The sequence below is a fragment of the Extensimonas perlucida genome, assembly GCF_007655255.1.
Taxonomy (GTDB): domain Bacteria; phylum Pseudomonadota; class Gammaproteobacteria; order Burkholderiales; family Burkholderiaceae_C; genus Extensimonas; species Extensimonas perlucida.
This window is the reverse complement of record NZ_VMYE01000021.1, coordinates 19,090-44,996: the sequence shown is the minus strand read 5'-3', so window position 1 is coordinate 44,996 and position 25,907 is coordinate 19,090. Positions and strand designations below refer to the sequence as shown.

Below are 25,907 nucleotides of genomic sequence, written 5' to 3'. Positions count from 1 at the left end.
GCTGCTCACGCTTGTTACATGGGCACATGAGGCCATTTTTGCGATAAATCGCTTGGTTCCGGGTTCAGCGCAGCACGAGCACCGGAACATGCGAATGTGTCAATACATGCTGGGTCTCGCTGCCCAGCAGCAGGCGCTTCAAGCCCTTGCGCCCGTGCGAGGCCATGACGATCAGATCGCATTTGTGCTTTTTGGCCGCCGAAATGATGGCCTCGGCCACCAAGTCCGACTTGACGACGACGGGCTTGACCGTCACGCCAACCGCATCGCCCTTGGCCTTGATTTCTTCGAGCAAGGCCTTGGCCGCGTCGCCCCATTGCTTTTCGATGCGCTTGACGTCGCCGGCATCGACGGGCAAACCGCCTTCGAAATAGCTGACCGGATAACGCGGCACCACCTTCAGCACGATCAGCGTGGCTTTCGAGAGGGCTGCCAGGGAAAGGGCTGCCTCCACGGCTTTTTCCGACAGCGGCGAGCCATCCGTGGCCGCCAGAATGCGTTGGTACATCGTCTCACTCCTCAAAATGACATCAACGACGCCAGCGTAGGCGGTGTCTTGATTTTTGTCTTGATTCATGTCAATATGCCTATCATGGGATGCATTTAGGCTAGCGACATGTCCACCAGTCTATCCACGGGTGCCGATAAGCTGCCAGATCAGGCGCGACCGCAGGATGCGGGAGCCAGGGTTTTGCTGGACGATCCGCAGGAGTGGTCGGCATTCGGCCGGCCCTGTGGCTTGGCAAGGGGTGAGCAAACCGCGCCCCCGGCCGAGGCCGCGCGCTGGGAGTCTTACGTGGTGCTCGGCGGCATGCATTGCGCCGCCTGCGCCTTGACCATAGAAGACGCCTTGCGCACCGTGCCGGGGGTGGAACAGGCCGAAGTCAGCGCCGCGACCCAGCGCGCGCGCATCGTCTGGGATGCACGCCGTGTGTTGCCCTCTGGGTGGCTGGCGGCCGTGCAAAAAGCCGGCTATACCGCCTTGCCCGCGCTTGATGCCTTCACGCGCGAGCGGCGCTTGCAGGAGAGCCGGCGGGCTTTGTGGCGCTGGGCCGTCGCCGGTTTTTGCATGATGCAGGTCATGATGTACGCTTGGCCCGCCTACGTGGCACAACCCGGCGACCTTTCGGCTGAAATGGAGCAATTGCTGCGCTGGGCCTCATGGGTGTTGTCCCTGCCCGTGATGCTGTTCGCCTGCGGCCCCTTCTTTGCGAGTGCCTGGCGCGACATTCGCTCGCGGCGCGTGAGCATGGACTTGCCCGTGGCGCTTGGTATTGCCATCACTTTCATAGTGAGTACCGCTGGTACTTTCGACCCTGAAGGGCTATTTGGTCATGAAGTCTATTTCGACTCGCTGACCATGTTCGTATTCTTTTTGCTCACCGGACGCTGGCTGGAGCTGCGCTTGCGCGACCGCACCGCGGGCGCGCTCGAGGCGGTGATGAACCGCCTGCCAGACAGCATAGAGCGCCTTGGGCCCGATGGCAGATTTGCGCGCGTCGCCACTCGGCGGCTCGCCGTGGGCGACACCATTCGCGTACTGCCAGGCGAGGCCTTCCCGGCGGATGGAACCATCGTGCGTGGCAGCACGCAGGTCGATGAATCCTTGCTCACGGGCGAATCCACGCCCGTCGTGCGTGCACAAGGGAGCCAGGTGATCACGGGCAGCTACAACCTGCTCGCCCCCGTCGAGGCGCGCGTCGAGCGCACGGGCGAGCAGACGCGCTTTGCCGAGATCGTCGCGCTGATGGAGAGCGCCTCCTTGCAAAAACCCCGCCTTGCGCAATTGGCCGACCGCATTGCGCGGCCTTTTCTGGTCGGCGTGCTGCTGGCTGCTGCGGCGGCTGCGTTGTGGTGGTGGGGCCAGGACCCCGAGCGCGCACTCATGGTGGCCGTGGCGGTCTTGGTGGTGACCTGCCCCTGCGCGCTTTCGCTCGCCACACCCGTCGCCATGTTGACGGCTGCGGGCACGCTTGCGCGCCAAGGCGTCCTGGTGCGCAACCTGCAAGCGCTCGAAGCCCTGGCAGAGGTGGATACCGTGGTTTTCGACAAAACCGGCACCCTCACGCGTGAAGGCATGCAGTTGCGCACCGTGCATGTTGCGCCAGACACAGGCATGGACGCAGCGCAGGTGCTTGCCTTGGCCGCCGCGCTGGCACGCCATTCCTTGCACCCGGTGTCGCGAGCGCTCGCATCCGCAGCACGCCCGGACTTGGTCGAGCGTTGGCGTGTGCGCGATCTGCACGAAGAGGCGGGCCTGGGGCTGCGCGCGACGGTGGAAGATGCGCTCGGCCTCGTCCCGGCCCGCTCTGTGCGGTTGGGCTCGGCACGGCACACCGATGTGGCCTTACAGGCATCGGCCGCGGATGAGGCTGCCTCGCAGGTATTTCTGGCGGAAGATGGTGTGCATGGGCCCGGGCGCGAGCTTGCCCATTTCGACTTGGCGGAAGCCATGCGCCCTGAAGTGCCTGCCGCAGTCGCGTCTTTGCGCCAACTCAGCGTGGCAGCGCAAATTTTGTCAGGGGACAGGCAGGCCGCGGTGCAAAGAGTGGCGGCACAGGCCGGCATCGACCTGGCGCGGGGCGAATGCACACCGCAGGACAAGCTCTTAGCTTTGCAGACGCTGCAGAAACAGGGGCGCCGTGTCGGCATGGTAGGCGACGGCATCAATGACGGGCCTGTGCTCGCGGGGGCCAACGTGTCTTTTGCCTTCGGTTCGGCCGCACCGCTGGCACAGTCGCGTGCCGATTTCGTGGTGCTGAGCGGCAGACTCACCTTGATTCCGCAGGCCGTGACCTTGGCGCGGCAGACCATGCAGGTCGTGCGTCAAAATCTGTGGTGGGCTGCGGCCTACAACGCGCTGGCCGTGCCGCTGGCCATTGCGGGCTGGATGCCGCCGTGGCTTGCGGGCCTGGGCATGGCATCGAGTTCTCTGCTCGTCGTCCTCAACGCGGCAAGGTTGGCGCGCTGGCGCGGTGAGATGCCTGCTTCGTTGCCAGAAGACAACAAAGGGGGCGTGTCTTCGCCTTCTTGCCCTTTGCCGGAGCCTTTCTGATGGACATTCTCTATTTGCTGATCCCGCTGTCGGTTGTGCTGGTGCTGCTGATACTGGCCGGGCTGTGGTGGGCGATCTACAGTGGTCAGTTCGACAGCGTCGAACAGGAGGGTGAGCGTATTCTCAAAGATGGTTGACTTGCATCAACGATGCCGGGCCTTGTCTCATCGAAACTCACATTGCAACAAAAAACGAGGTGTCAGATGGATTCTTCAGTCAAGAAAGATGTTGCGCACTACAACGATACGGTAGTGCGCCAGTTCGCGATCATGGCGGCAGTCTGGGGGGTGGTAGGCATGTTGGTGGGCGTGATCATCGCGGCCCAGTTGACATGGCCTGAGCTCAACTTTGGCATACCATGGCTGAGCTATGGGCGATTGCGTCCGCTCCATACCAACGCGGTGATTTTTGCGTTTGGTGGCTGCGCGCTCTTCGCTTCCAGCTACTACGTCGTGCAGCGCACTTGTCAGACACGCTTGTTCGCCGGGCCGCTGGCTTCGTTCACGTTCTGGGGCTGGCAGTTGGTGATTTTGGCGGCGGCCATCAGTTTGCCGCTGGGCTACACCACCAGCAAAGAGTATGCTGAGTTGGAATGGCCCATAGACATTCTCATCACGCTCGTGTGGGTGGCTTACGCGGTCGTGTTTTTTGGCACGATAGGTATGCGTAAAGTCAAGCATATCTACGTCGCAAACTGGTTTTATGGTGCCTTCATCATTGCCATTGCCCTGTTGCATGTGGTGAACAGCGCTGAAATCCCTGCCGGCTGGATGAAGAGCTACTCGGCCTATGCTGGCGTGCAAGATGCCATGGTGCAATGGTGGTACGGGCACAACGCGGTGGGCTTTTTTCTTACGGCGGGCTTCTTGGGGATGATGTATTACTTCATTCCCAAGCAGGCTGGGCGCCCTGTTTACAGCTATCGATTGTCCATCGTCCACTTCTGGGCGCTGATTTTCACTTACATGTGGGCAGGTCCACACCATTTGCACTACACCGCCTTGCCTGATTGGACGCAATCCCTTGGCATGGTGTTTTCGCTGATCCTGCTGGCGCCAAGCTGGGGTGGCATGATCAACGGCATCATGACCTTGTCGGGTGCCTGGCACAAACTACGTGACGACCCCATCCTGCGCTTCTTGATCGTTTCGTTGTCTTTCTACGGCATGTCCACCTTCGAAGGGCCCATGATGTCGATCAAGACGGTCAATGCCCTGAGCCATTACACCGATTGGACTGTGGGTCATGTGCACTCGGGCGCGCTGGGTTGGGTGGGCTTGATTTCCATCGGCACGCTGTATTACCTGGTTCCGCGCTTGTTTGGCAAAGAAAAAATGTATTCCGTCAAGGCGATCGAGGTCCACTTCTGGATGTCCACCATCGGTATCGTGCTGTATATCGCCTCAATGTGGATTGCCGGTGTGATGCAAGGCCTGATGTGGCGCGCCATCAACCCCGATGGGACGCTGACCTACACTTTCGTCGAAAGCGTGAAGGCTACGTTCCCCTTCTATGTGATTCGACTTTCGGGGGGGCTGTTGTATCTGGGCGGCATGGTGCTGATGCTCTGGAATGTCTGGAAGACCGCTGGCTCCGGCCGTTCCGTCAAAGTGGCGATCCCTGCCGTCAATCCTGCCCACGCTTGAAAACACAGAGGGAATTGAATATGTCCAATGCCAATTCATCATCGGGCTTCTCGCACGAAAAAGTCGAGACCAGCAATTTTTTGATGATCGTTTTGATTTTGCTGGTGGTTGCCGTCGGCGGTCTTGTGGAGATCGTGCCATTGTTTTTTCAAAAATCCACCACCGAGCCCGTCAAGGGGGTAGAGCCCTATACAGCGTTGCAGTTGGCGGGGCGCGACATTTATCAGCGCGAGGGCTGCTACAACTGCCATTCGCAGATGATCCGCCCTTTCCGTGCCGAAACCTTGCGCTATGGGCATTATTCGGTGGCTGGTGAATTTGTGTATGACCATCCCTTCCAATGGGGAAGCAAGCGCACCGGCCCTGATCTGGCGCGCGTCGGTGGCAAATACAGCGATGAATGGCATCGTATCCACCTCGAGAACCCGCGTGACGTGGTGCCAGAGTCCAATATGCCGGCCTATCCGTGGCTTGCGAAAAACATGGTCGATGCGAGCACCATGGCTCCCAGAATGAAAGCGCTGCGTACGGTCGGTGTGCCTTATACAGATGCGCAAATCAACGCTGCTGCTGAAGAGGTCAAGGGCAAGACCGAACTCGATGCCTTGATCGCCTATCTGCAGGGTATGGGACGGGCTATCAAATAAGGAGGGGTTATGGATATCACGACTGCCCGCATCGTTACCACCGTTCTTTCCATGGCCTGCTTCATCGGAATCTGCGTGTGGACCTATTGGGGGCGTAATCGGTCTGCGTTTGAAGAGGCTGCACATCTGCCCTTCGAGCAGGAATAACATAAATCACATCGAGAGAATCCCATGAGCGATTTCACCAGCGATTTTTGGTCACATTTTGTGACTTGGATAACTATTATTGGCATCGTCGCGTGTTTTCTGTTGCTGTGGACGACTGCGCGCAAAAAGGTCGCAGCCCACAGCGACAATACAACTGGTCACGTGTGGGATGAAAATCTCGCCGAAATGAACAATCCTTTGCCGCGCTGGTGGGTGTGGTTGTTCGTAATCACCCTCATCTTTGGTATCGGCTATTTGGCAGCCTATCCTGGATTGGGGAAATTTGGTGGCAAACTCGGCTGGTCCGAGCAGGGCCAGTACGAAGCTGAAATGGCCAAGGCCAAGGCCGAACTGGAGCCTTTGTATGCACGTTTTCGCGCGATGAGAGCAGAAGACCTCGCCAAGGACCCGCAGGCAATGGCCATTGGTGATCGGTTGTTCATGAACAACTGTGCGCAATGTCACGGCTCGGATGCGCGCGGCAGCAAGAGCTTTCCCAACCTGACAGACAACGACTGGTTGCACGGCGGTACACCGGCCAAAATCCAGGAGACCATTACCAACGGACGCATTGGCATGATGCCGCCCATGGCCGCGGCGGTCGGCACGGTCGATGACGTGCGCAACGTCGCTCACTATGTGCTCAGTCTCTCGAACAGCCCGCATGACTCCGTGCGTGCCGCACTTGGGAAGCCCAAGTTTGCGGCCTGCGCCGCCTGCCATGGAATGGACGGGAAGGGCAACCAGGATCTCGGGGCGCCCAATCTGACAGACGATATTTGGTTGCATGGCTACGGCGAGGATGCGATCATCGCCATGATCAACAATGGCAAAACCAATCAGATGCCGGAGCAGAAAGACAAGCTCACCGAGGATCAAATTCACGTCCTCGCCGCTTATGTGTGGGGGTTGTCCAATAATTCCAACGTCGCCGCGAAATAGACCACGACTTGAAGAGTAGCCGGAATGGAAAGACGCATTGTGCTCAATGACGTCTTCCGTCCGGCAAAACGTTTTGGTGATTTGTTTTTTATGGATGCCTCTGAATCATGAGTTCCGCCGACCAGCCTCCCCGCAAGGTCATACCTATCACCGCTGCCCCCGTTGAGTCTTCGGAGTCCGAGGGGCTCGTTTCTTTCTACGAAGCCCACAAAAAAATTTACCCCCGATCCATCAGCGGTTTTTTTGCGCGCTGGCGCTGGGTGATGGTATTTCTGACTCAGCTGGTGTTTTATGGATTGCCTTGGCTGCAATGGGGAGAGCGCCAGCTGGTGTTATTTGATTTGGGAGCGCGGCGTTTTTATATTTTTGGTCTGGTACTGTATCCGCAGGATTTCATCTATCTCACGGGGCTGCTCATAATTTCGGCGCTTTCGCTCTTTCTGTTTACTGCAGTGGCGGGGCGCTTGTGGTGCGGTTTTGCCTGTCCACAAACGGTTTATACCGAAATTTTTATGTGGATAGAGCACAAGGTGGAGGGCGATCGAACGGCGCGTTTGCGCCTCGATGCCGGGCCTTGGAATTTCGAGAAAGTTCGCAAGAAATTTCTTAAACAATTTTTGTGGATTGCTGTTGCTCTGTGGACGGGGTTTACTTTTGTCGGTTATTTTGTGCCGATTCGCCAATTGGGTGGTGAGTTGCTGGCCTTGCAAGGTGGGTGGCAGATTTTTTGGGTTTTGTTTTATGGTTTCGCCACCTATGGTAATGCCGGTTTCATGCGCGAGCAGGTGTGCAAATATATGTGCCCTTATGCGCGCTTTCAGAGTGCCATGTTCGACAAAGACACCCTGATTGTCAGCTATGACGCCGAGCGTGGGGAGCCGCGCGGGCCGCGTAACAAAAATGTTGATCACAAGGCCAAAGGTTTGGGGGATTGCATAGATTGCACGCTTTGCGTGCAAGTGTGTCCCACGGGTATCGACATACGCAACGGCTTGCAGTATGAGTGCATAGGCTGCGGGTTATGCGTTGATGCATGCGACTCCGTCATGGAGAAGATGCATTACCCTAAAGGTTTGATACGCTACGTCACGCAAAACGGTTTGCGCGGCCATTGGACGCGTGCGCAGATGCTGCGGAGGATATTGAGGCCGCGTATTTTGATATACACCACTCTGTTGCTGTTGCTTTGCGTGGCAATGCTGGTGAGTCTGACGATGCGCAGTCCGATGAAGGTCGATGTTGTGCGTGATCGCGCAGCGTTGTCGCGCATAGTGGCTGGCGGCAGGTTGGAAAACGTTTATCGTTTGCAGATCATGAACGCTACGGAGCGCCCGCATCATTATCGTATTTCCGTCAAAGGACTGGATGGCATTGAAATGGCATCGGATGCGGAGTACGATGTAGGGCCCGCGGAGGCGCGTTGGGTAGCCGTTCGGGTGCAGATTCCTTATGGAGCAGCAAGTCCTGGTTCGCATCCTATCTGGTTTGTCATCGAGTCACTGGATGACAAAGCCAGGATTGAAGAAAAGTCTATTTTTCTCGTGCCCCGTTGACGGGCTTGTGTAGCACCATTTCTAGGATTTTTATGCCAACAACTGATCGCCACCCTTCCGATATGCAGCCTTGGTGGAAAATTGGCTATGTGTGGCTCTTGATCGCTGGTCCTGCTATCGTAATCATTGCGGGGTTTGTGACGCTGTGGGTTGCGATTCGAATGCCGGATCCGGTGATTGATGAGGATTACTATCAGCACGGGCTTGAAATCAATAAGACCCTGGCGCAACCAGAAAAAAGCCTTGCGCCAGCTCTCAAAGCCCGTAACCATGTTATTACGCCTGTCAAAGATCAGCCGCATTGAAATAATTTCATCGAGGCATGAATAGGAGACGATATATGGGATCGCAGAGATGGATGTGGATTGCCTGGCCCGCCTTTTTGATGGCGGGTATTTTAGAGATGCTGGTATTTGCTTTGGTCGATCCACAGGACTTGCATTGGTTTGGTCACCCTCTGGCAATGTCACGCGAAGCGATTTACACCATTGTGTTTTTCGTCTTCTGGATCGTCAACATGGCCTCGAGTGCATTGACTACACTCTTGGCGATGTCGCCTTTTGAGCTGAACCGTTGTCCTGTTCCAGCGTCAGACAGGCCGGACGACTGTCGCAAGACTACGTGTTGAATCAGTCACTGGCCAGTGGATGCTGGCCATATTGAAAATGGTTGGGGCGTGGGCTTGGCCGTTAGTGGTAGTTCTGTTGATTGTTCACGATGCTGTGAAGAGCTTCCACATCAAGTATGCGTACATGGCGCTGTTTGACTTCGATAATGCCTTCTTCAACAAACTTTGAGAAAGTGCGACTCACGGTTTCCAGCTTGAGGCCGAGATAACTGCCAATCTCTTCGCGTGTCATGCGGAGAATCAGCTCCGATTGCGAGAAGCCGCGTGCATGCAGGCGCTGCACCAAATTGAGTAAAAAGGCGGCGAGGCGCTCCTCGGCGCGCATGCTGCCCAGCAGCAGCATGACGCCGTGTTCGCGCACGATTTCCCGGCTCATAATCTTGTGCACATGGTGCTGCAATGCCGTGACTTCTCGGGATAGTTCTTCCAGGCGGTCGAACGGCATGACGCAAACCTCGGCGTCTTCCAGTGCTACGGCATCACAGCTGTGGTGGTCGTTGACGATGCCGTCAAGGCCAATGATTTCCCCTGCCATCTGAAAGCCAGTCACTTGATCACGACCGTCTTCCGTGGTGATGCAGGTCTTGAAAAAGCCGGTGCGAATCGCGTACAGGGAAGTGAACGCTTCCCCATTGCGAAACAGGGTGCCGCCGCGTTTGACCTTGCGCCGCACGGCGACGACCTCGTCTATGCGTTGCAGTTGTTCGTCGTTCAGTCCCACGGGCATGCACAGCTCACGCAAATTGCAGTTGGAGCAGGCAACTTTGATGGTTTGAGGATTCATGGCTTTCGAGGTAAGGCTGCGGTGGTTGCGCGCGAGTAGCGGCGCTTGCCGACATGGTTGGTAGCTTGACTCAGGTCAATAAGTTGCTTGCAAGCCTAAGGCACAGTTGCAAAATTCGCAAGGATTGATTGATATGACCGTTGTCTCGCCTGAGCTCCTGCGCCGGTTCGACGTACCGGGGCCCCGCTACACCTCGTATCCTACCGCTGATCGCTTCGTCGAAGCTTTTCGCGACAGGGAGTACGTGCTTGCGCTTACCCAGCGCCGCCTAGGCGGCGCGACGGCTCTGCCACTATCGATCTATGTGCACATCCCATTTTGTGAGTCGCTGTGCTACTACTGCGCTTGCAACAAGATCATCACCAAGCATCATGAACGTGCCGAGCTTTACCTGGACTATCTGGGGAAAGAGGTGGACTTGCATGTGGCGCAGCTTGGCACTGGCCAGCCGGTCAGCCAGTTGCATTTGGGCGGTGGCACGCCAACCTTTCTCTCTGATGACGGCTTGCGCAGACTAATGGCCATGCTTCAGCGCAGTTTTGCCTTGACTCCGGGGGGGGAATATTCCATAGAGATCGATCCGCGCACGGTGGATGCGGGGCGTTTGGCGCTGCTGGCAGAACTTGGCTTCAACCGGTTGAGCTTCGGCGTGCAGGACTTTGACCCCAAGGTGCAAAAGGCCGTGCATCGCATCCAGCCAGCCGAGCAGGTGTTCGCGCTCGTGGAGACTGCGCGAACCTTGGGGTTCGAGTCCGTCAATGTGGACTTGATCTATGGCTTGCCACGGCAGACGCCGGAGTCTTTTGATAAAACCCTGGCGCTCGTCGAGCAGCTGCGTCCCGACCGCATTGCGCTTTATGCCTATGCGCACCTGCCGGACCGATTCAAGCCGCAGCGGCGCATCCACGCTGAGGAGCTGCCAGGGGCCGAGGCCAAGCTTTCGATGCTGTCGCGTTCGCTGGACGCCTTGATGGGGGCGGGCTATGTGTACGTGGGCATGGACCATTTCGCTTTGCCCACGGACGCGTTGGCCGTCGCCAAGCGGCAAGGGCGCCTGCATCGCAATTTTCAGGGCTACAGTACCCAGCCAGATTGCGACCTGATCGGCCTCGGCGTTTCCGGTATTGGCCGGATTGGCGCCACCTACAGCCAGAACGCCAAGACCTTGGAAGAGTATTACGACTTTTTGGATCGGGGTCGCCTGCCCGTGGTGCGCGGCCTGGCTTTGTCGCGCGATGACCTCATACGCCGCGCGGTCATCATGGCGCTGATGTGCCAGGGCGAGCTTTTGTTCGAACCCGTGGAGCAGGCTTGGCTGATCGACTTTCGCAAATATTTCGCAGCGGAGTTGGAACAGTTGGAGGGTCTGGCCGCGCATGGCTTGGTTGTGCTGGGGCCCGAAGGCATTCAGGTGACTGCCATGGGGTGGTTTTTCGTGCGCGGCATTGCGATGGTGTTCGATCGCTATCTGCAGGCCGATCGCAACAGGGCGCGTTTTTCGCGCATCATTTGAAAAATCGGCCTTGATGGCCGCGTAATTTGCGCATGCTGCTCACTTTTTCATTAACAGCGTTGTTCATGGGCTTGGTCGGGGGGCCGCATTGCCTTGCCATGTGTGCGGCGCCCTGTGCAGCACTGGTGGGCGGGTCTTCGGCGGCAGCCGTTGTGAGCAGCGACGCGGTAGCGCAAGGTACAGGAAGAGTGGGGGGGCTGCGTGCCAATGTCGGCGGGGTTCAGCGGCTCGCGGCTTTTCATGTCGGGCGCTTGACAGGCTACGCATTGGCAGGTGCCTTGGCCGCATTGGCCATGGATGGCTTGGCTTGGATGACACAGCAAACGGCTGCCTTGCGGCCTGTATGGACTTTGATGCATGTGGCCGTTCTGGCATGGGGGTTGGCGATGGTGCTGCAAGCACGCCAGCCCGCCTTGGTGGAGAGCGCCGGGCGTGCGGTATGGCGCCGCATGCAATCATGGACTGCGGCACCCTCCGGCTTGGGGCTCGTGGGAGTTTTATGGGCGCTGATGCCTTGCAGCTTGTTGTATTCCGCTTTGCTGGTGGCGGCTTTGAGTGGCGGGGTGTGGCAAGGCGCATGGGCGATGGCGCTGTTCGGTATTGGCAGCGGCATCTGGCTGCTTGCCGGCCCCTGGATCTGGGGGCAGTTGCGCATGCGCCTCAATGCCGCGCGGGCCGACTGGGGGACGCGGCTCGCCGGGGTATTGCTCTGTGCCATGGCCGGCTGGGCGTTGTGGATGGACGTCATCGCCAAGTCCTCACTGTGGTGCGCCTGAGGTTCTGGGTCTGGGAGCCTGTCAGATTTTGGAGTTGTCGGCTGCGAATGCGCCGCAGCGGCCCATTTTTTACCGGCTTCTTGCCCCATAGCACCACTATGGGGCGGCGAATCCGGCAAAAACCAGCCTCGCTGGGGCGCATTCTCGCTTTCGACGCCCAAAGCCCGACAGGCTCCTAGGCGGGATCCGGGGCGAGAACATGCGCGTGGTTTTTTTGCATGGCGCTACATTTTTCAGAGTCAAAGTCGTTTTCTGTGTGCGCAGAGGCCATAATTTGTGAACAATGTGCGAGAAGGCGTAACTGTAGGGCCCGTTGTTTGCAAGTGACTGCTTCCATTTACATCGACATCGATCAGCTTTGTATCGGCATGTTCATCCAGTTGGAGGTGGGCTGGATGAATCATCCCTTTCCGGTGAACAGTTTTCGCATTGCGTCGGCGCAGCAGATTTCTACCTTGCGCGACCTGGGGCTGACGAGAGTTCGCGTCATCCTGGACAAATGTGATGCCGATGTCCGGCGCGCATTGGCAACATCGGGGCAAAAGGAAGTGCCTACCACGGCTACGGAGTCTGGCGGGGCAGTGGCCGCGCAGCCTGCAAGCAAGGACGCTTCCTCGCCTGAGGCGATGCGCCTGTCGTTGCTGGCAGAACAAAACCGTCGTCTGCTGGAGTGTGACCGGCGCTTTGCGCAAGCGACCCGTGAATATCTCGCGATCGAGCGCACGGTGTCGGAGCTCCCTGCGCAGGCCTGTGCGCAAACCCAAAAGCTGGTGGCAGAGTGTGTCTCCGGCCTGCTTGCCAAAGACGAGGTGGCCATTCGTCTTCTGTCTGAGGGTGCAGGCGAGCGCGCCGCGCTCCATCCGGTCAATGTCATGGTCGCAAGTTTGCTGCTCGGGAGGGTCTTGGGGCTGCAGAGTACGGCGTTGCAGGAGTTGGGTATGGCCGCTTTGCTGCACGATGTGGGCAAGATCACCTTGCCCCCCAAATACCGGCATCCGCTGCCCACGATGACACCGGCAGAGCGCGCGCAGTATGAGGGGCATGTGCGTGCGTCGGCTGCCCTGGCCCGCAGCATGGGGCTTCCCGATGCGGCCGTGATTGCGATTGCCCAGCACCACGAGATGGCCGATGGCAGCGGCTTTCCCAAGCGGCTCTGTGGCAGTGATCTCGGGCGTGCGAGCCAGATGCTCGCGTTGGTGAATCACTATGATCGGCTCTGCAACCCGGTGCGCGAGGCCGATACCCTGACCCCGCACGAAGCGCTGGCAATGATTTTCGCGCGCCGCAAGGCATGCTTTGACGAGACGGTGCTGGGTGCATTCATTCGCATGATGGGGGTGTACCCTCCGGGGTCGGTGGTGCAACTGGCCAATGACCGTTACGCGCTCGTCGTGTCTGTCAATTCGAACCGGCCTCTGCGCCCCAAAGTGATCGTGCATGACCCGCAAGTACCCAAAGAGGAGGCGCTGATTTTGGACTTGCAGGCGGAACCTGAGCTGGGCATACGCCGCAGCCTCAGACCGAGCCAACTCCCGCGGGAAGCGTTGGATTACCTGTCGCCGCGCAAAAAAATTTGCTACTTTTTTGAGCGTGCGGTAGCTCTGGAGGAGGTAGCAGGGCAAGAGGAGGCCATGCAATGACCCTGCAGGTGCAAAAATCCTGGCTCGACAGTCTGCAAGAGGCCGTCTGGCTCGTCGATGCAAAGTCCCTGTGCATTGTGCAGTCGAACGAAGCGGCCGCGCGCTTGCTGGGTCTGTCATGTGACGCAATGCAGGGAATGTCCGTTCTGCGTCTGGCCGTTACGCTGGAGGATCAGGCATTCTGGGGCGGTACCACGGAAGAAATCGCACGGGGAATCGACTCCTATACCCACGTGCTGCGTGGCGATGGCGCGTGGGTGGCCGTGGCGCGCCGGGTGGCAGCGCTGCAGGCCCTCGACGGCAGCGGCTATTTTGTGCTCAGCATGCTTGACCGTACGGCTCAGGAAAATACCGAACGCGAGCTGGAAGCCTTGTTGGCCGAACTGCGTGCCACACTAGATTCGGCCGCGGAAGGGATTTTGGTGTGCGACCTGCAGGGCCGCATACGCGCTTTCAATCGGCGTATGGCACAAATCTGGGGCATTCCCGAGCGCCTGCTGGTGGAGCGCGATGACCAGGCGGTGTATGCGCACATGGCAGCCCAGGTCATCGACAAGAAGGCCTATAAACGGCGGCTTGCCGAGTTGGCAAAACAGCCAGAGGCACAGGCCTGCGACATTTTGCACTTGCGCCATGGCGTCGTTGTCGAGCGCTTGGTGGTGCCGCAGCTGCAGCGCGGCGAGCCCGCCGGCTGGGTCTATTCATATCGCGACATCACGCAGCAACAGGCTGACCGGCAGCGCATTCAGGAGCTCGCCTACACCGATGCGCTGACGGGGCTGCCCAACTACCGGCAGTTTGCGCAGCGGGTGGATGCGGCGATCCAGGAAGCCTCTGAAAAGGCGCTGGGCTTTGCCATCGTTTTCCTCGATCTGGACCGTTTCAAGATCGTGAATGATTCCCTGGGCCACTCTTTTGGTGACAGGGTGTTGCAACTGGTGGCCGAGCGCCTGGCTTCTTGTCTGCGCCAGACAGATATGCTGTGTCGCCTGGGCGGGGACGAGTTCGTGCTCTACCTGCACGAAGCCGATGCGGTCGCGGCAGAAGGCGTGGTGCGCCGCATCCTGGAAAGCATGCTGCGCCCCTACGAGCTCGACGGCATGGGTTTTTCGGTGATGTGCAGCATGGGCATCGCGCTGTACCCACAGGATGGCGCCACGCTGGATGAGCTTATCAAGCAGGCTGATACCGCGATGTACCGCGTCAAAGACCGAGGGCGTGGCAACTACAGCTTCTACCAGCCACAGATGAACGCGCATCTGCTGTCACGCATGAAACTGGAGCACGCGATGCGTCAGGCGCTCGCTGCGCAGCGTTTTGCCGTGTATTACCAGCCTCAGGTGAGCCTCGCGACCGGTGGCATCACGGGGGCCGAGGCCTTGCTGCGCTGGACGGACCCTGAGCTCGGGACGGTGTCGCCCGGTCTTTTCATCCCTTTGGCGGAAGAATCTGGCTTCATCATCGCGCTGGGTGCCTGGGTCATGGAGCAGGCAGTGCGCGAAGCTGCCAAATGGATGCATGCGGGGCATCCGCTCGTCATTTCCGTCAATGTCTCGACGCTGGAGTTTCGCCAGCCCGATTTCGTCGAGCGCGTCACACGCCTGCTCGCCGTGCACCAACTTCCGCCCTCGTTGCTGGAAATCGAGCTCACCGAGTCCATCATGCTGCAGGATGCGCTGGAGATGGAGGAGCGCCTGCGCCAGCTGGCCGGTTTGGGCGTCAGTCTGGCGATCGACGACTTCGGCACGGGCTATTCCAACCTCGCTTACCTCAAAAAGTTGCCGATCCATAAACTCAAGATCGACCAGTCCTTTATTCGCGGCCTGCCCGACGACGAGGGCGACCTGGCGATCGTGCGGGCCATCGTGGGCATGGGGCAGGCCCTGCATATCGAAGTGGTGGCAGAAGGGGTGGAAACGGCCGCCCAGCGTACCGCATTGCAGCGCTTGCACTGCGGTCATTTCCAGGGTTTTCTGTGCGCACCGGCGTTACCGCCGACGGAGTTCTGGCAAAAGCTTGCGCACTCTGGCGTTGCGACGCAGGATGCGCTTGCCGATCCGCTGTGCTGACTTGCAGGCATCCTGGCAGCCTGTCGGGCTTTGGAATCGTCGGCTGCGAATGCGCCGCAGCGGCCCATTTTTTACCGTCTTCTTGCCCCATAGCACCACTATGGAGCGGCGAATCCGGCAAAAACTGGCCTCGCTGGGGCCCATTCTCGCTATCGACGCCCAAAGTCCGACAGGCTGCTGGCGCAGCTTGCGCCATCGTTCGTCGCGCTTTCAGGCCGCGGCCAGCCCCTTCCAGAGCATGTAGGCCGCAAGCCCCAGGAGCAGGCTGGCGAAGATGCGTTTGAGTTGCGTCACCGGCAGTTTGTGGGCTGCGCGCGCGCCCAAAGGGGCTGTGAGCACGCTGCAGACTGCGACGAAGACGAGCGCAGGCAGCCAGATATAGCCGAACGACAGGGCCGGCCGGCCGGCGACGGACAGGCCGCTGAGCACATAACCCAGGACGTTCACGATCGCAATCGGAAAGCCCAGGGCGGCGCTGGTGGCCACGGCGCTGTGGATGGCGACGTTGCACCAGACCATGAAGGGCACGCTCACGAAGCCGCCGCCGGCGCCGACCAGCCCGGACAGGAAACCAATCACGCCCCCCGCCACGAGTTGCCCGGCCGCATGCGGCATTTGCCGGGTTGGCGAAGGTTTTCTGTCCGCCCACATGCGCACTGCGGAGAAACCCACGAACAGGCTGAAAAGAATGGCCAGCCACGTGCCTTTGAGCAGGCTGAACGCGCCCAGACTTGCGAGCAGGCCCCCAAAAGCGATGCCGGGTGCGAGCCGCAGCACGATGTCCCAGCGCACGGCGCCGTGCCGCTGGTGCGCACGCACGCTGGACAGCGAGGTGAATACGATGGTCGCCATGGAGGTGGCGATGGCCATCTTGACGGCCAGATCCGGGCTGACTTGCTGGCGCCCCAGAAGATAGGTCAGCATGGGCACGAGCAGCATGCCGCCGCCTATGCCAAGCAGGCCGGCGAGGAACCCTGCGACCAAGCCGAGGGCACACAGTTCGAGGATCAGCGAGAGGGGAAGATGCATGGATAGGGAGGCGAGAGCGCTTTGCGGTGCCATCCCAGCTGCGATGAAAAGGTGTCTGCAAATGCCACCGGACCGGCATCCTGAACCGGGGGTTCAGGGGGGCGAGGGCAACCTGACTTTGGGTTCATCTGACGCGAGACGATCACGCTAGCCAGGCAATGTACCAAGCCCGTGCTCAATGAGCATTGGTTCAAGGAAATATAAGGCCCGACAGCATCGCAGACGGCGCAATTGTAGGTCTTCCCAGCGCGGGCGCAATATCTGTGCCGGCGGTGTTCTTGCACAAAGCTTTCGCCGAGCGACGGGCCAGGGCTCGTGTGAAGGAAACATGGGGGATCGGCTTTCGTCACGCCGCGGGCGCTTCGAGCACCAGCGCCGCGACCACCCGGCGCCCCTCGTGGGCGAGCACGTTGTAGGTGCGGCAGGCGGCGGCCGTGTCCATGGTTTCCAGCGCCAGGCCCATGGCAACGAGCGGCTGCAGCCAGGCTGCCGGGACGAAGCGGTGGCGACAGCCGCTGCCCAGCAGCAGCACTTCGACGGGGCGCCCGGCGGCCTGCGCTGCAGGTGCTGGCGCGAGTTGCTCCGCAAGGGTGGCAAAGTGGGCCGGGCTGAGGTCTTCAAAGCGCGCGCAGTTCCAGGCCAGGCGCAGACCGTCCGAAGCGAGGATGACGCTGTGGGTGATTTTTTCCGCCTCGACGGCGATCCAGCCGGGGCCGTAGCCGCGGATGGTCTGCGCTTCGGAGCGTTCGGGCGCGAATTTCATGGGCAGTTCGTGGGTGCGCATGGGTGCGCGAGGGGTGGCGCCAAAATATGGGGCGGTGCAGCGAAATGCGGAAAGTGGCAGGGATTGGCGAAGCGTCAAAAATCCGCCAATCCAGCCGCCGATCTATGGTCAAATTATAGGTTTTCGGCGCTTTTGCCGGCTGCTTTCCCTTGAAGGCCGTTCGTTCATGAAAATCATCCAGAAATCCGCCAAGCTTGCCAATGTGTGCTACGACATCCGCGGGCCCATCATGGATGCGGCGCGGCAGATGGAAGAAGAGGGGCACAAGATCATCAAGCTCAACATCGGCAATCTTGCGGTGTTCGGTTTCGATGCGCCCGAGGAAGTGCAACAGGACATGATCCGCAACCTGCCGAACTCGGCGGGCTATTCGGACAGCAAGGGCATTTTTGCGGCGCGCAAGGCCGTGATGCACGAGACGCAAAAGCTCGGCATCGTGGGCGTCACGCTCGACGACATTTACCTCGGCAACGGCGCGAGCGAGCTCATCGTGATGGCGACCAACGCGCTGCTCGACAACGGCGACGAGCTGCTCGTGCCATCGCCCGACTACCCGCTGTGGACGGCGGCCGTGAGCCTTTCGGGCGGCACGCCCGTGCACTATCTGTGCGACGAGGGCAACGGCTGGATGCCCGACCTCGACGACATCCGCCGCAAGATCACGCCCGCGACGCGCGGCATCGTGGTCATCAACCCCAACAACCCCACGGGCGCGCTGTATTCGCCCGAGTTGCTGCAGGGCATCGTGACGCTCGCGCGCCAGCACGGCCTGGTGATCTTTGCCGACGAGGTCTATGACAAGGTGCTTTATGACGGCGCGCAGCACACGCCGCTGGCCTCGTTGAGCCAGGACGTGCTCACGCTGACCTTCAATTCGCTCTCCAAGGCCTACCGCTCGTGCGGCTACCGCGCAGGCTGGCTCGTGGTGTCGGGTGACAAAAAGCCCGCGCGCGACTACATCGAGGGGCTCAACATGCTCTCGAACATGCGTCTGTGCTCCAACGTGCCGGGGCAGTGGGCGATCCAGACGGCGCTGGGCGGCTACCAGAGCATCAACGACCTGGTGAGGGAAGGCGGGCGCCTGCGCAAGCAGCGCGATCTGGCCCACGAGCTCATCACCGCCATCCCCGGCGTGAGCTGCGTCAAGCCGCAGGCGGCGCTGTATATGTTCCCGCGCCTCGATCCGCTGATCTACCCGATCGACGACGACCAGCAGTTCTTCCTCGAACTGCTGCAGGAAACGCGCGTGATGCTGGTGCAGGGCACGGGCTTCAATTGGCACGCGAGCGACCACTTTCGCATTGTGTTCCTGCCGCACGAGGACGACCTGCGCGAGGCCATAGGGCGCGTGGCGCGCTTTCTGGCGCAGTACCGCAAGCGCTGCGGTACCGACAAGATGCTCTGATTCGTTTTGTTTTGATAGCTGCTTGCGCTTGTCCCTCAAGCGCTAGAGGCATTTTTTATGGATAAATTCATGAAACCCATCCAAGTAGGTCTGCTGGGCATAGGCACCGTGGGCAGCGGCGTGTTCAAGGTGCTGCGCCGCAACCAGGAAGAAATCCGCCGCCGCGCCGGGCGCGGCATAGAGATCACCATGGTGGCCGACCTCGACGTGGCGCGCGCCGCCGAGATCGTGGGCGAGGGCGTGGCCGTGGTCAGCGATGCGCGCCAGGTGATTGCGAACCCTGCGATAGACATCGTGGTAGAGCTCATCGGCGGCTACGGCATCGCCAAGACGCTGGTGCTCGAAGCCATTGCCGCGGGCAAGCACGTGGTCACGGCCAACAAGGCGCTGCTGGCCGTGCACGGCGGCGAGATTTTCGCGGCGGCGCAGCGCCAGGGCGTGATGGTGGCCTTCGAGGCCGCGGTCGCGGGCGGCATTCCCATCATCAAGGCGCTGCGCGAAGGGCTCACGGCCAACCGCATCGAGTGGATCGCCGGCATCATCAACGGCACCACCAACTTCATCCTCAGCGAAATGCGCGACAAGGGGCTGGACTTCGCCGCAGTGCTCAAAGAAGCGCAGCGCCTGGGCTACGCCGAGGCCGACCCGACCTTCGACATCGAAGGCGTGGACGCCGCGCACAAGGTCACCTTGATGAGCGCGATCGCCTTCGGCATCCCGGTGCAGTTCGACAAGGCCTACATCGAAGGCATCACGCGCCTGGCGGCCACCGACATCCAGTACGCCGAGCAGCTCGGCTACCGCATCAAGCTGCTGGGCATCACCAAGCGCGCGGACAAAGGGATCGAGCTGCGCGTGCACCCCAGCCTAGTGCCCGCCGCGCGCCTGATCGCGAACGTCGAAGGCGCGATGAACGCCGTCATGGTGCAGGGCGACGCCGTGGGCACCACGCTCTACTACGGCAAGGGCGCGGGCAGCGAGCCCACGGCCAGCGCCGTGATTGCCGATCTGGTCGATATTGCGCGCCTGCACACCGCCGACCCCGAGCACCGCGTGCCGCACCTGGCCTTTCAGCCGCACACGCTGGACGCCGCGATGGACAGCCTGCCCGTGCTGCCCATGCGCGAGGTGGTCACGGCTTACTATTTGCGCCTGCGCGTGGCCGACCAGGTGGGCGTGCTCGCCAAGGTTACGGGCCTGCTGGCCGAAGCCGGCATCAGCATAGACGCCGTGCTGCAGCGCGAGGCGGACCAGGTGAGCGGGCAGGAAGCAGCGCCTGCCGACAGCCCCGAGGTGCCGCAAACCGACCTCATCATCCTCACCCACGAAACGCGCGAAGGCCTGATGGACGCCGCGCTCGCGCAAATGCAACAGTTGCCCACCGTGCTCGCACCCATCGTGCGCATTCGCAAGGAGGAGCTGGCTTGATGCGGGTGCTGCTGGCAGGTCATCGAGCGCTGTGCGCGTCTGCCTACAATTCAGGTCATTCTGTCCATAACAAGGGGCTGCCATGAACGCCGTCTGGCAAGTGCAAGAAGCCAAGAGCCATTTCAGCGAACTGGTGGAGTGTGCCCAGCGCGAGGGGCCGCAGCTCATCACGCGGCATGGCCGGCCGGTGGCGCGCGTCGTCGCGCTCGGCGATACCGAAGCCGCTGGCACCGAAGCCGAGAGCGACGACGGTTTCATCGAGTTCCTGCTGAACGCCCCCAAGCTCGAAGGCGGATTGCCCGCCATGCCGCGCAGCCCAGAGGCTGGGCGGCCGCCGCTTTTTGGCGAGCAGTGAGAACAGGTCTCGATGCGCTACCGCTGGCTGCTCGATACCTGCGTGCTCTCCGAGCCCACGCGCCTGCAGCCCGACGAAGGCGTGGTGCGCTGGCTGCGCGCGCACGGGCAGCAGGCGGCGCTGGCTGCGGTGTCCTTGGGTGAGATCCACTACGGCCTGGCCTGTCTGCCCTTGGGCGCCAAACGCAACCAATTGCAGGCCTGGACGCTGTCGTTGGCGCAGCAGTTTGCCGGGCGCGTGCTGGTGACGGACGAATCCGTGTGGCGCCACTTTGGCGAACTCAAAGCCTCGCTGCGCGCGCTGGGGCGCATGCAGGACACGCTCGACATCCTGATCGCCGCAAGCGCCATGGCGCACGGCCTGACCCTGGTGACGCGCAACGTGCGCCATTTCGAAGACATGGGCGTGCCCTTGCTCGACCCGTGGGCCGCGCCTTAATTTTTGCTTTTTTGAGATTGCCATCCCCATGCACTACCTCTCCACCCGCGGTGACAACACGCCACGCAAGTTTTGCGACATCCTGCTCGAAGGGCTGGCGCCCGATGGTGGGCTGTATATGCCCGCGCACTACCCGCAGATCGACGCCGCGCGCTTGCGGGCGCTGCGGGAGGTGTATCGCACGCAGGGTTATGCGGTGCTCGCGTTCGAGCTGCTGTCGCTCTACATTGACGACATTCCCGCGCCCGATCTGCGCCGCCTGTGCGAGAAAACCTACACCCCCGAGGTGTTTGGCACGCGCGCGATCACGCCGTTGAAAAAGCTCGAAGATGGCTTTTATCTCGAAGAGCTCTCGAACGGCCCCACGCTCGCCTTCAAAGACATGGCCATGCAGCTGCTGGGGAACCTGTTCGAGTACGAGCTCGCGCGCCGTGGCGAGGCGCTCAACATTTTGGGCGCGACCAGCGGCGACACCGGCAGCGCGGCCGAATACGCGATGCGCGGCAAGCGCGGCATTCGCGTGTTCATGCTCAGTCCGCACGGGCGCATGAGCCCGTTTCAGCAGGCGCAGATGTTCAGCCTGCAGGACGCCAACATCCACAACCTGGCGATCGAGGGCGTGTTCGACGACTGCCAGGACATCGTCAAGGCCGTGAGCAACGATCTGGACTTCAAGCGCCGCTACCGCATAGGCACCGTCAACTCGATCAACTGGGCGCGGCTGCTCGCGCAGGTGGTGTATTACTTCGCGGGCTACTTCCAGGCCACGCAGGCCGAGGGCGAAAAAGTCAGCTTCGCCGTGCCCAGCGGCAACTTCGGCAACGTCTGTGCGGGCCATGTGGCGCGCATGATGGGCCTGCCCATAGACCGGCTGGTGGTGGCGACGAACGAGAACGACGTGCTCGACGAGTTCTTGCGCACCGGCGTGTACCGCGTGCGCGCGAGCCGCGACACGCACGAAACCAGCAGCCCGAGCATGGACATCAGCAAGGCGAGCAACTTCGAGCGCTTCATCTTCGACCTGCTGGGGCGCGACGGCGCGCGCGTCAAGGCGCTGTTCCAGGACGCGCTCGCGCAGCATGGGCAGTTCGACCTGAGCGCCGATCCGGCCTTTGCCGAAGTGCGCGAGCGCTACGGTTTCGTGAGCGGCAAGAGCACGCACGCAGACCGCCTGGCGACGATCTGCGACGTGCATGCGCGCTTTGGTATCACGATCGATCCGCACACCGCCGACGGCGTCAGGGTGGCGCGCGAATACGTGCAGCCGGGCGTGCCCATGATCGTGCTCGAAACCGCGTTGCCGATCAAATTCGCCGCCACCATTCGCGAGGCGCTGGGGCACGAGCCCGAACGCCCCGCGCGCTTCGAAGGCATCGAAAACCTGCCGCGCCGCGTGCAGGTGCTGCCGGCCGACGTGCAGCGCGTCAAGGACTACATCGCGCAGCATTGCGATTCATGATGAAAAACGGCTTTTGCGCTGATGCAGCAAGCGCTAGCAGCTATTGAAAAAATAGTTTCCCAGGATCGCCAGGTATGAAAGTCGTAGGCTTTGCCGGGTTTTCCGGCGCAGGCAAGACCACGCTGATCGAGCAACTGATCCCCTTGCTGCGCGAGCAGGGCCAGCGCGTGTCGGTGGTCAAGCACGCGCACCACCGTTTCGACATCGACCATCCGGGCAAGGACAGCTTCCGCCACCGCGCCGCGGGCGCTGTCGAGGTGCTGGTCGCGTCGGATCAGCGTCTGGCGCTGTTGCGCGAATTCGAGCAGCCCGTGCAGCTCACGGTGCACCAGCTGCTCGCCGAGCTCGACGACGGCGTGGACTGGGTGTTCGTCGAAGGCTACAAGTGGAGCGACCTGCCCAAAATCGAGGTGTGGCGCCCCGCGCAACCCGGCGAGGCCGAGCGCGCCGTGCTCTATCCGCACGACATGTTCGTCGTCGCGATCGCAACCGATGCGCCCGAGCGTCTGCCAGAGCCCACGCTGCGGCCCGTGCTGCCGCTGGCCGCGCCAGAGCAAGTCGCGCAGTGGCTGCGCGCGCAGGCCGAGCGTTTTGATTACGATCCAAGCCGGCACAGTTCTGGAAAATTCCCGGCATGACGATGAAACACCCGCCCTTGAAACCTTTCGATGAAGCCCTGGCCGAGTTGCTCGCCCGCGCCACGCCCTTGCCGGGCCGCGACAGCGTAGCCACCTGGGACGCCGACGGCCGCGTGCTGGCGGCGGACGCCGTCTCGCCGCTGCACGTGCCACCGCAGGACAACAGCGCCATGGACGGCTACGCGCTGCGCTGCGCCGACGTGCCGGCGGCCGGCACCGTGCTGCGCGTGGCCCAGCGCATTGCCGCGGGCAGCAGCGGCCAGCCCCTGCAGCCGGGCACTGCGGCGCGCATCTTCACGGGTGCGCCCGTGCCGCCGGGCGCCGACGCCGTGGTCATGCAGGAAGATTGCGAGGCGCTGCCCGAGTCCGGCGACGGCGCGCCTGCCTCCGCGCAGGTGCCCACCTTGGGCCGCGTGCGCATCCACACCGTGCCGGAGCCGGGCCAGGCCATACGCCGCGCGGGCGAAGACATCGCGCGCGGCGCCGTGGTGCTGCACGCCGGCACGCGCCTCACGCCCGCGGCGCTGGGCCTCGCGGCGAGCATCGGCATGGACAAGTTGCAGGTGGTGCAGCGCCCGCGCGTGGCTTTGTTCTCCACGGGCGACGAGCTCGTCATGCCGGGCGAGCTGCCGCCCGAGCGCATGCCGCCCGGCGCGATCTACAACAGCAACCGTTTCTTTCTGCGCGCCTTGCTGCAGCGCCTGGGCTGCCATGTCACCGACCTGGGCATAGTCCCCGACGAGCGCGAGGCCACGGTGGCAGCGCTGCGCACGGCGAGCACGCAGCACGATGTGATCCTGACCAGCGGCGGCGTCTCGGTGGGCGAGGAAGACCACGTCAAGCCTGCCGTACAGGCACTCGGGCGGCTCGACCTGTGGCAGATCGCGATCAAGCCGGGCAAGCCGTTCGCCTACGGGCAGATCGACGCGGCCGCCCCAGGCGGGGCTGCGGGCGGCGCTGCAGACGGTGGCTCCGGCCAGCGCGGCCCCACGCATTTCATCGGCCTGCCGGGCAACCCAGTGTCCAGCCTCGTCACCTTCCTGCTGCTCGTGCGGCCGTTTTTGCTGCGCCTGCAAGGCGTGGCCGACGTGCTGCCGCGTTTCATTGGCGCGACGGCGCATTTCGACTGGCGCAAAGCGGACAAACGGCGCGAATTTTTGCGCGTGCGGCGCAACGACCAAGGAAGCTTGGAGCTGTTTGCCAACCAGGGCTCGGGCGTGCTGACCTCGACCGTGTGGGCCGACGGTATCGTCGATGTGCCGCCGGGCCAGACCATTGCGCACGGCGATGTCGTGCGCTACCTGCCGTTTGCGGAGCTGATGGCATGACGACCGGCGCACAGCCATCGACGAGCGCGCTGCCCAGCGCTGCCAAGCGCATCACCGTGCGCTACTTCGCCTCGATCCGCGAGGCGCTAGGGCAGGGCAGCGAAACGCTGCAGACCGACGCCGCCACGCTGGGCGCGCTGCGCGACGTGCTGATTGCGCGCGGCGGCGCCTACGCCGAGAGCCTCGCGCGCAGCCGCGCCGTGCGCATGGCGCTCGACCAGACGCTTGCGCGCGAAGATGCCGCTCTGCACGACGGCGCTGAGGTGGCTTTCTTCCCCCCCGTCACGGGCGGCTGATTTCATATAAAAACAGCCTCCAGCACTCGTGTCACAAGCGCTGGAAGCTATCAAAAGATTAGCAAAACGGAATCTTCAGCGCGGCGCCATTCGGATCGCGCCGTCGATGCGGATCACTTCGCCGTTGAGCATGTCGTTTTCAAAGATGTGCTGCACCAGCTTGGCGTAATCGTCGGGGTGGCCCAGGCGACTCGGGAAGGGCACGCTCGCGGCGAGCGAATCGCGCACGTTCTGCGGCAGACTCATGAGCAAGGGCGTGCCAAAAATCCCGGGGGCGATGGTCATGTTGCGGATGCCGTCGCGCGCCAGGTCGCGCGCGATCGGCAGGGTCATGCCGACCACGCCGCCTTTGGACGCCGAATACGCAGCCTGGCCGATCTGCCCTTCGAAAGCCGCCACGCTTGCGGTGGAAATCATCACGCCGCGCTCGCCAGTGTCGGCCTCGGGCTCGTTTTTGCACATGGCTTCGGCGGCGAGACGGATCATGTTGAAGCTGCCGATCAGGTTCACCGTGATGGTCTTGGTGAACGCGGCCAGCGGATGCGCACCGTTCTTGCCCACGGTTTTTTCCGCAGGGCCAATGCCCGCGCAGTTGACCAGCCCCATGAGCTTGCCCATGGACACCGCCTTCGCGACCACGGCCTGACCGTCGGCCTCGCTGCTCACGTCGCATTTCACGAAAGCACCGCCGATTTCCTTGGCCACGGCCTCGCCTTTTTCCACCTGCACGTCAGCGATGACCACCTTGCCGCCTTGCGCCGCGAGCCGTCGCGCCGTGCCTTCGCCGAGCCCCGAGGCGCCGCCCGTGACGATGAATACCTTGCCTTTGATTTCCATGTTGAAAAGTCTCCGTCGAGTGGATAAAAAACGCCGCAGCAGTGCGGGTGCGGCAGATTATCGGGCATGGCCGCAGGCCCAGAACCGAGCCTGTGCCTCAAGATCTGGCATGACTCGAGATCTGGCAGCGCGGATGCTTATAATCGGCACCCTCTCGGACACGGGCGTCCAGACAGGTTTTTTCTATCGGGCGCTCCAAATTCCGACGTGTCTCTAGCGGGCGTCGTTCAATGGCAGGACCTGAGCTTCCCAAGCTCAAGACGTGGGTTCGATTCCCATCGCCCGCTCCACTTCAACTTTCCATGGTGTTCCAGGGACGTCCATGGAGTGTTGCAAGTCATTGTCACGGTTCGATTTTTTAAGAATCTTCGATCCAGTGACGTCCAGCGAAATCCACTGACAGCCGGTCAAAACCGGTACATTAGGTGGTACATCGCAATGCGGAGCTTCCCAGTTCCGCATTGTTGCTGGGGGAGCCGGGGCCCGATGGGAAACATGGCACTCAACTCG

26 protein-coding genes and 1 tRNA gene are annotated in these 25,907 nt (G+C 61.4%); 22 read left to right on the top strand and 5 right to left on the bottom strand.

The window, feature by feature from the left end; all coding sequences use genetic code 11:
* Nucleotides 1-64: 64 nt before the first annotated feature.
* A complete protein-coding gene (locus FK527_RS14315; protein WP_144735189.1) occupies nucleotides 65-508 on the bottom strand; it encodes a universal stress protein in 444 nt (147 codons plus the stop codon).
* Between the two features lie 108 nt (nucleotides 509-616).
* Between FK527_RS14315 and FK527_RS14310 the strand changes: the two genes are divergently transcribed.
* From FK527_RS14310 to FK527_RS14270, 9 genes are all read left to right on the top strand, one after another.
* On the top strand, nucleotides 617-3,055 hold the full coding sequence (locus tag FK527_RS14310; protein ID WP_144735187.1) for a heavy metal translocating P-type ATPase: 2,439 nt from the start codon (nucleotides 617-619) through the stop codon (nucleotides 3,053-3,055).
* Nucleotides 3,055-3,192 carry a cbb3-type cytochrome oxidase assembly protein CcoS gene (ccoS, locus tag FK527_RS14305; protein WP_144735185.1) on the top strand — a complete coding sequence of 46 codons (138 nt, stop codon included), beginning with the start codon at nucleotides 3,055-3,057 and terminating at the stop codon, nucleotides 3,190-3,192. Before FK527_RS14310 ends, ccoS begins: the two co-directional genes overlap by 1 nt.
* A 66-nt stretch (nucleotides 3,193-3,258) precedes the next feature.
* Nucleotides 3,259-4,701 (top strand): cytochrome-c oxidase, cbb3-type subunit I, encoded by a 1,443-nt coding sequence (gene ccoN / locus FK527_RS14300; protein ID WP_144735182.1) that lies wholly within the window; start codon nucleotides 3,259-3,261, stop codon nucleotides 4,699-4,701.
* Nucleotides 4,702-4,721: 20 nt separating this feature from the next.
* Nucleotides 4,722-5,348, top strand: a complete 627-nt coding sequence (gene ccoO / locus FK527_RS14295) for a cytochrome-c oxidase, cbb3-type subunit II (RefSeq protein WP_144735180.1) — start codon at nucleotides 4,722-4,724, stop codon at nucleotides 5,346-5,348.
* 9 nt (nucleotides 5,349-5,357) lie between these two features.
* Nucleotides 5,358-5,495 carry a cbb3-type cytochrome oxidase subunit 3 gene (locus tag FK527_RS14290; RefSeq protein WP_144735178.1) on the top strand — a complete coding sequence of 46 codons (138 nt, stop codon included), beginning with the start codon at nucleotides 5,358-5,360 and terminating at the stop codon, nucleotides 5,493-5,495.
* A gap of 24 nt (nucleotides 5,496-5,519) precedes the next feature.
* A complete protein-coding gene (ccoP, locus tag FK527_RS14285) occupies nucleotides 5,520-6,437 on the top strand; it encodes a cytochrome-c oxidase, cbb3-type subunit III (RefSeq protein WP_144735176.1) in 918 nt (305 codons plus the stop codon).
* Nucleotides 6,438-6,544: 107 nt separating this feature from the next.
* The gene (gene ccoG, locus FK527_RS14280) at nucleotides 6,545-7,990 is read left to right on the top strand and encodes a cytochrome c oxidase accessory protein CcoG (RefSeq protein WP_144735174.1); all 1,446 of its coding nucleotides are present in this window, start codon (nucleotides 6,545-6,547) and stop codon (nucleotides 7,988-7,990) included.
* A gap of 32 nt (nucleotides 7,991-8,022) precedes the next feature.
* Nucleotides 8,023-8,295 carry a FixH family protein gene (locus tag FK527_RS14275; protein WP_144735172.1) on the top strand — a complete coding sequence of 91 codons (273 nt, stop codon included), beginning with the start codon at nucleotides 8,023-8,025 and terminating at the stop codon, nucleotides 8,293-8,295.
* 35 nt (nucleotides 8,296-8,330) lie between these two features.
* Nucleotides 8,331-8,618 carry a hypothetical protein gene (locus FK527_RS14270; RefSeq protein WP_144735170.1) on the top strand — a complete coding sequence of 96 codons (288 nt, stop codon included), beginning with the start codon at nucleotides 8,331-8,333 and terminating at the stop codon, nucleotides 8,616-8,618.
* A gap of 61 nt (nucleotides 8,619-8,679) precedes the next feature.
* Here FK527_RS14270 and fnr read toward each other — a convergent pair whose 3' ends face one another.
* A complete protein-coding gene (gene fnr, locus FK527_RS14265) occupies nucleotides 8,680-9,402 on the bottom strand; it encodes a fumarate/nitrate reduction transcriptional regulator Fnr (RefSeq protein ID WP_144735168.1) in 723 nt (240 codons plus the stop codon).
* A 133-nt stretch (nucleotides 9,403-9,535) separates the two neighbouring features.
* On the opposite strand from fnr, the gene hemN reads away from it, so the two are divergent.
* From hemN to FK527_RS14245, 4 genes are all read left to right on the top strand, one after another.
* A complete protein-coding gene (gene hemN, locus FK527_RS14260; protein WP_144735209.1) occupies nucleotides 9,536-10,915 on the top strand; it encodes an oxygen-independent coproporphyrinogen III oxidase in 1,380 nt (459 codons plus the stop codon).
* A 32-nt stretch (nucleotides 10,916-10,947) separates the two neighbouring features.
* Complete coding sequence (locus FK527_RS14255) at nucleotides 10,948-11,691, top strand: sulfite exporter TauE/SafE family protein (protein ID WP_144735166.1); 744 nt, start codon at nucleotides 10,948-10,950, stop codon at nucleotides 11,689-11,691.
* Between the two features lie 323 nt (nucleotides 11,692-12,014).
* Entirely contained in the window at nucleotides 12,015-13,331 is a 1,317-nt protein-coding gene (locus FK527_RS14250; RefSeq protein ID WP_246072825.1) for a cyclic di-GMP phosphodiesterase, read from the top strand.
* On the top strand, nucleotides 13,328-15,400 hold the full coding sequence (locus tag FK527_RS14245) for a putative bifunctional diguanylate cyclase/phosphodiesterase (protein ID WP_144735162.1): 2,073 nt from the start codon (nucleotides 13,328-13,330) through the stop codon (nucleotides 15,398-15,400). Before FK527_RS14250 ends, FK527_RS14245 begins: the two co-directional genes overlap by 4 nt.
* A gap of 210 nt (nucleotides 15,401-15,610) precedes the next feature.
* Here the strand turns inward: FK527_RS14245 and FK527_RS14240 are convergent, their stop codons facing one another.
* Nucleotides 15,611-16,429 carry a sulfite exporter TauE/SafE family protein gene (locus FK527_RS14240; protein WP_144735160.1) on the bottom strand — a complete coding sequence of 273 codons (819 nt, stop codon included), beginning with the start codon at nucleotides 16,427-16,429 and terminating at the stop codon, nucleotides 15,611-15,613.
* Nucleotides 16,430-16,775: 346 nt separating this feature from the next.
* Complete coding sequence (locus tag FK527_RS14235) at nucleotides 16,776-17,192, bottom strand: Mth938-like domain-containing protein (RefSeq protein ID WP_144735207.1); 417 nt, start codon at nucleotides 17,190-17,192, stop codon at nucleotides 16,776-16,778.
* A 187-nt stretch (nucleotides 17,193-17,379) separates the two neighbouring features.
* Between FK527_RS14235 and FK527_RS14230 the strand changes: the two genes are divergently transcribed.
* The 8 genes from FK527_RS14230 to moaD all read left to right on the top strand — a co-directional run bounded on the left by FK527_RS14230 (nucleotide 17,380) and on the right by moaD (nucleotide 24,560).
* Nucleotides 17,380-18,618 carry a pyridoxal phosphate-dependent aminotransferase gene (locus FK527_RS14230; protein WP_144735158.1) on the top strand — a complete coding sequence of 413 codons (1,239 nt, stop codon included), beginning with the start codon at nucleotides 17,380-17,382 and terminating at the stop codon, nucleotides 18,616-18,618.
* 69 nt (nucleotides 18,619-18,687) lie between these two features.
* A complete protein-coding gene (locus tag FK527_RS14225) occupies nucleotides 18,688-20,046 on the top strand; it encodes a homoserine dehydrogenase (protein ID WP_144735157.1) in 1,359 nt (452 codons plus the stop codon).
* An 82-nt stretch (nucleotides 20,047-20,128) separates the two neighbouring features.
* Nucleotides 20,129-20,401, top strand: coding sequence for a type II toxin-antitoxin system Phd/YefM family antitoxin (locus tag FK527_RS14220; RefSeq protein WP_144735155.1), 273 nt, complete (start codon nucleotides 20,129-20,131; stop codon nucleotides 20,399-20,401).
* A 12-nt stretch (nucleotides 20,402-20,413) separates the two neighbouring features.
* Nucleotides 20,414-20,839: a PIN domain-containing protein gene (locus FK527_RS14215; RefSeq protein WP_144735153.1), complete on the top strand. Its 426-nt coding sequence runs from the start codon at nucleotides 20,414-20,416 to the stop codon at nucleotides 20,837-20,839.
* 28 nt (nucleotides 20,840-20,867) lie between these two features.
* Nucleotides 20,868-22,298 (top strand): threonine synthase, encoded by a 1,431-nt coding sequence (gene thrC / locus FK527_RS14210; protein WP_144735151.1) that lies wholly within the window; start codon nucleotides 20,868-20,870, stop codon nucleotides 22,296-22,298.
* 74 nt (nucleotides 22,299-22,372) lie between these two features.
* Nucleotides 22,373-22,936 carry a molybdopterin-guanine dinucleotide biosynthesis protein B gene (mobB, locus tag FK527_RS14205; protein WP_144735149.1) on the top strand — a complete coding sequence of 188 codons (564 nt, stop codon included), beginning with the start codon at nucleotides 22,373-22,375 and terminating at the stop codon, nucleotides 22,934-22,936.
* A complete protein-coding gene (locus tag FK527_RS14200; protein WP_425460450.1) occupies nucleotides 22,933-24,264 on the top strand; it encodes a molybdopterin molybdotransferase MoeA in 1,332 nt (443 codons plus the stop codon). Before mobB ends, FK527_RS14200 begins: the two co-directional genes overlap by 4 nt.
* Entirely contained in the window at nucleotides 24,261-24,560 is a 300-nt protein-coding gene (gene moaD / locus FK527_RS14195; RefSeq protein ID WP_144735147.1) for a molybdopterin converting factor subunit 1, read from the top strand. The genes FK527_RS14200 and moaD overlap by 4 nt, the downstream gene beginning before the upstream one ends.
* 75 nt (nucleotides 24,561-24,635) lie before the next feature.
* On the opposite strand, the gene FK527_RS14190 is transcribed toward moaD, so the two are convergent.
* Entirely contained in the window at nucleotides 24,636-25,397 is a 762-nt protein-coding gene (locus tag FK527_RS14190) for a 3-hydroxyacyl-CoA dehydrogenase (RefSeq protein ID WP_144735145.1), read from the bottom strand.
* A gap of 216 nt (nucleotides 25,398-25,613) precedes the next feature.
* Between FK527_RS14190 and FK527_RS14185 the strand changes: the two genes are divergently transcribed.
* A tRNA-Gly gene (locus tag FK527_RS14185) sits at nucleotides 25,614-25,687 on the top strand.
* Nucleotides 25,688-25,907 lie beyond the last annotated feature (220 nt).

Excerpts from the sequence above, each read along its gene's own strand:
- ccoS (WP_144735185.1), top strand. The coding sequence starts at position 3,055 with ATGGACATTCTCTATTTGCTGATCCCGCTGTCGGTTGTGCTGGTGCTG.
- FK527_RS14200 (WP_425460450.1), top strand. The coding sequence starts at position 22,933 with ATGACGATGAAACACCCGCCCTTGAAACCTTTCGATGAAGCCCTGGCC.
- FK527_RS14190 (WP_144735145.1), bottom strand. The coding sequence starts at position 25,397 with ATGGAAATCAAAGGCAAGGTATTCATCGTCACGGGCGGCGCCTCGGGG.
- fnr (WP_144735168.1), bottom strand. The coding sequence starts at position 9,402 with ATGAATCCTCAAACCATCAAAGTTGCCTGCTCCAACTGCAATTTGCGT.
- FK527_RS14255 (WP_144735166.1), top strand. The coding sequence starts at position 10,948 with ATGCTGCTCACTTTTTCATTAACAGCGTTGTTCATGGGCTTGGTCGGG.
- thrC (WP_144735151.1), top strand. The coding sequence starts at position 20,868 with ATGCACTACCTCTCCACCCGCGGTGACAACACGCCACGCAAGTTTTGC.
- FK527_RS14275 (WP_144735172.1), top strand. The coding sequence starts at position 8,023 with ATGCCAACAACTGATCGCCACCCTTCCGATATGCAGCCTTGGTGGAAA.
- FK527_RS14310 (WP_144735187.1), top strand. The coding sequence starts at position 617 with ATGTCCACCAGTCTATCCACGGGTGCCGATAAGCTGCCAGATCAGGCG.
- FK527_RS14270 (WP_144735170.1), top strand. The coding sequence starts at position 8,331 with ATGGGATCGCAGAGATGGATGTGGATTGCCTGGCCCGCCTTTTTGATG.
- ccoG (WP_144735174.1), top strand. The coding sequence starts at position 6,545 with ATGAGTTCCGCCGACCAGCCTCCCCGCAAGGTCATACCTATCACCGCT.
- FK527_RS14240 (WP_144735160.1), bottom strand. The coding sequence starts at position 16,429 with ATGCATCTTCCCCTCTCGCTGATCCTCGAACTGTGTGCCCTCGGCTTG.
- ccoP (WP_144735176.1), top strand. The coding sequence starts at position 5,520 with ATGAGCGATTTCACCAGCGATTTTTGGTCACATTTTGTGACTTGGATA.
- ccoN (WP_144735182.1), top strand. The coding sequence starts at position 3,259 with ATGGATTCTTCAGTCAAGAAAGATGTTGCGCACTACAACGATACGGTA.
- hemN (WP_144735209.1), top strand. The coding sequence starts at position 9,536 with ATGACCGTTGTCTCGCCTGAGCTCCTGCGCCGGTTCGACGTACCGGGG.
- moaD (WP_144735147.1), top strand. The coding sequence starts at position 24,261 with ATGACGACCGGCGCACAGCCATCGACGAGCGCGCTGCCCAGCGCTGCC.
- FK527_RS14235 (WP_144735207.1), bottom strand. The coding sequence starts at position 17,192 with ATGAAATTCGCGCCCGAACGCTCCGAAGCGCAGACCATCCGCGGCTAC.
- FK527_RS14220 (WP_144735155.1), top strand. The coding sequence starts at position 20,129 with ATGAACGCCGTCTGGCAAGTGCAAGAAGCCAAGAGCCATTTCAGCGAA.
- FK527_RS14290 (WP_144735178.1), top strand. The coding sequence starts at position 5,358 with ATGGATATCACGACTGCCCGCATCGTTACCACCGTTCTTTCCATGGCC.
- FK527_RS14225 (WP_144735157.1), top strand. The coding sequence starts at position 18,688 with ATGAAACCCATCCAAGTAGGTCTGCTGGGCATAGGCACCGTGGGCAGC.
- FK527_RS14245 (WP_144735162.1), top strand. The coding sequence starts at position 13,328 with ATGACCCTGCAGGTGCAAAAATCCTGGCTCGACAGTCTGCAAGAGGCC.
- FK527_RS14215 (WP_144735153.1), top strand. The coding sequence starts at position 20,414 with ATGCGCTACCGCTGGCTGCTCGATACCTGCGTGCTCTCCGAGCCCACG.
- FK527_RS14230 (WP_144735158.1), top strand. The coding sequence starts at position 17,380 with ATGAAAATCATCCAGAAATCCGCCAAGCTTGCCAATGTGTGCTACGAC.
- ccoO (WP_144735180.1), top strand. The coding sequence starts at position 4,722 with ATGTCCAATGCCAATTCATCATCGGGCTTCTCGCACGAAAAAGTCGAG.
- mobB (WP_144735149.1), top strand. The coding sequence starts at position 22,373 with ATGAAAGTCGTAGGCTTTGCCGGGTTTTCCGGCGCAGGCAAGACCACG.
- FK527_RS14315 (WP_144735189.1), bottom strand. The coding sequence starts at position 508 with ATGTACCAACGCATTCTGGCGGCCACGGATGGCTCGCCGCTGTCGGAA.